3 protein-coding genes and 1 pseudogene are annotated in these 2,706 nt (G+C 66.8%); 3 read left to right on the forward strand and 1 reads right to left on the reverse strand.

The window, feature by feature from the left end; translation table 11 throughout:
• A pseudogene (locus EAO76_RS41460) lies at positions 1-264 on the reverse strand (integrase); the annotation flags it as partial.
• A gap of 262 nt (positions 265-526) precedes the next feature.
• On the opposite strand from EAO76_RS41460, the gene EAO76_RS41465 reads away from it, so the two are divergent.
• From EAO76_RS41465 to EAO76_RS41475, 3 genes are all read left to right on the forward strand, one after another.
• On the forward strand, positions 527-820 hold the full coding sequence (locus EAO76_RS41465) for a hypothetical protein (protein WP_262376198.1): 294 nt from the start codon (positions 527-529) through the stop codon (positions 818-820).
• A 312-nt stretch (positions 821-1,132) separates the two neighbouring features.
• The gene (gene nudC, locus EAO76_RS41470) at positions 1,133-2,086 is read left to right on the forward strand and encodes an NAD(+) diphosphatase (RefSeq protein ID WP_262376199.1); all 954 of its coding nucleotides are present in this window, start codon (positions 1,133-1,135) and stop codon (positions 2,084-2,086) included.
• A 365-nt stretch (positions 2,087-2,451) separates the two neighbouring features.
• Positions 2,452-2,706: transposase family protein (locus tag EAO76_RS41475; RefSeq protein WP_148841406.1), on the forward strand; the 255-nt coding region annotated here is incomplete at its 3' end.

The following is a 2,706-nucleotide window of genomic DNA, read 5'->3' on the forward strand; positions in this document are numbered from 1 at the left end:
CTTCGGCCGGGACCGGGCCGCATGGCGGCGTGCGACCAGATCGCGGTGCCAGCGCAGCACCGTGTCCGGACGCACCAGCAGCCGCACCCTGCGCAGCACCTCGACCGGCATCCGATGCAGCAACGCCGCCAAGAACGCGCGATCGCTCGGGGTGAACCGCACCCTCTCGCCACCGAGTTGGCGCTCCAGCACCGTGATCTGATGGCGCAAGGCGAGGATCTCCGCGTCCTTGTCCCGATCGCTCATCGGCAGCAGACGCAGCATCGCGAACGCGTTCGTCACGGTCAGGTAAGCCAATCACAGCAGCACGATCGGCAATCATGCCGGGGCGGTCACCAGTCGCGCGAGAGGACCAATTCGAGCCCCCGGGCCCGAGACCCCGCGCACCCGCACACCAAGCTCCCACCAGAGCGGATGAGGTTTTCGGCAAGGGCACCGCCGCAGAGCCACCCGGCCCAGCGAAGAATACCGAACCCCCACCGAGCAGGAGTGGGATGCCTTCCTCTCGCACTTCGAGAAGCGCAAGGTGTCCATCGGCACCTGCGGCCGCGCATTTTCCACCCCTTGTGTCCATGAGCACGCTTGTGTCAGATGTGCACTCCTCAGGCCGGACCCGGCCCAACGCGCCCGCATCGAGGAGATCCGCGACAACCTCGTCGCCCGCATCGCCGAAGCCGAACGCGAAGGCTGGCTCGGCGAGGTCGAAGGACTCAAGGTCAGCCTCGCCGGCGCCGAGGACAAGCTCGCCCAGGTCGACCGACGAACTCGGGACCGCAGCACCGTCGATCTCGGAATCCCCACCGCGCGGGGCGACCAATGAACCCGAACACCGCGCCGTCGCCGGCAGACCGTTCACCCGCGCTGCTTCATGCCGGGCCCAGTGGGGACTACACAGGACGCTGATCGCGCGCCACGCATACGGCCGCCCCGTGAGCCGCCTCTTACTCCCACCGGTTCGGTCACCAGGACCTCGGGCACCCCGGCGATGCCTGTTGTCGGGACGACAAGATCCTCGCACGAGTCCATTCGGAGAGGCATGCGATTTCGAGCCGATGCCAAGATCAAGAATTAGTTCAGAGAAGGTCTGGCTGACAGACATCACCTACCTTACGGTGAAATCGATACCCAGTTGGTGGACGTCCGCTATCGTGAAATCTACGCAGGACAGGACGGGCTTGGGGGAACCTTGTATTACAGCGGCTTGGGGCTCGACCGGGTTGGCGGCCGGCGTACCGACTCGGAGTGGGTCGCCGGGCTGTTGACGAGCCCCAGTACCCAGGTGATTCCCTTGTGGCGGGACCACTGTCTGGTCCGCGACGACAGGCCCATCCGGCTGCCGCTGGCCGAGGCGCGGGGCATCCTCGATGCCGCCGACGAACAGGTGTTGCTCGGCCTGGACGGAGAGGCCGCGGTGTTCGCGGCCGACGTGTCCCGCGTCGACCGGTCCAACGCCGTCGAGCTGGCCACCGCGGACACGGTGCTGGAGGTGCGAGCCATGGTTCCCACCATCACGCCGGACGAGGCGGGCCTGCTCGCGTATGCCCGTGGAATCCTGCACTGGAACCGAAATCAGCGGTTCTGCGGCGCGTGCGGCGGTCCGGCCGTCCCCAGCAAAGGTGGCCACCTGCGGACCTGTCAGGACTGCGGAAAGCTGCTCTTCCCGCGGATCGAACCGGCCGTGATTGTGCTGGTCGAACTACCCGGCACGCCTCGGCGCTGCCTGCTCGGCCGGCACGCGGGATCCGGTCCGGACCGCTTCAGCACGCTGGCTGGGTTCGTCGAGATCGGGGAGAGCCTCGAAGACACGGTGCGCCGCGAGGTCGCCGAAGAGGCCGGTGTCGCGGTGGGGACGATCACCTATCAGGGATCCCAGTCGTGGCCGTTCCCATCCGGGATGATGATCGGGTTCCGCGCCGAGGCCGTTTCCGACCGGATCGACGTGGACAACGTGGAGGTGGTGGAGGCACGTTGGTTCACGGCGGCCGAACTTCGGTCGCGAATTACGGACTCCGCTGTCGGCGGGCCCTACCGGGTCGACTCGATCGGCAAGGTGCTCATCGACCAGTGGCTGGCCGACGTGGAGTGAGTCAGCTTGCCACACTGTTGGGGGGAATGTGACCAAAACAATGACGACCGATTCTCGCGTGTTTGCGGTTGGGGCCGCGGATCCACGGGCGGCGGCGGAATACTTCCACAATTTGCGATTGGCCTGCGAGACCGACCCGTTCGACGTTCATCATGACATTGGTGCAGACGCGGGCGGTTTTGTCCTGGTCGACGCCCGATCCCGCGCGGCGTTCGAGGCGGAATGCGCAAGTAGTTCAGAGAAGCTTGCGTCCGCTGCCCGATGCTCTGGCCCGACCCCGCCCAGCGCGACCGGCTCGTCGAGATCCGCGACAACCTCCTCAGCGCTGTCCCGTAATTGCTGGTCAGAGGTGAGATGATCTTGCTGTGGTTGGTGTGATTGCGGCGTCGGAGCCGTCCTGGATAGTCCCGTTCACCGGGCTGAGCCCGCGGCAGTTCGGCAAGCTGGTCACCGCGCTGCGGCGCGAGGGTGCCGACCCGGTCCGCAAGGGCCGGCCCTGGAGTCTGCCGCTGGAGGACCGGGTCCTGCTGGTCGCCGCGTACTGGCGCACGAACCTCACCCTGCGCCAACTGGCTCCGTTGTTCGGGGTGTCGAAGTCGGCGGCCGACCGGATCGTCGAT

The organism is Streptomyces sp. sk2.1 (assembly GCF_008120935.1).
In the GTDB taxonomy this organism is placed as follows: Bacteria; Actinomycetota; Actinomycetes; order Streptomycetales; family Streptomycetaceae; genus Streptomyces.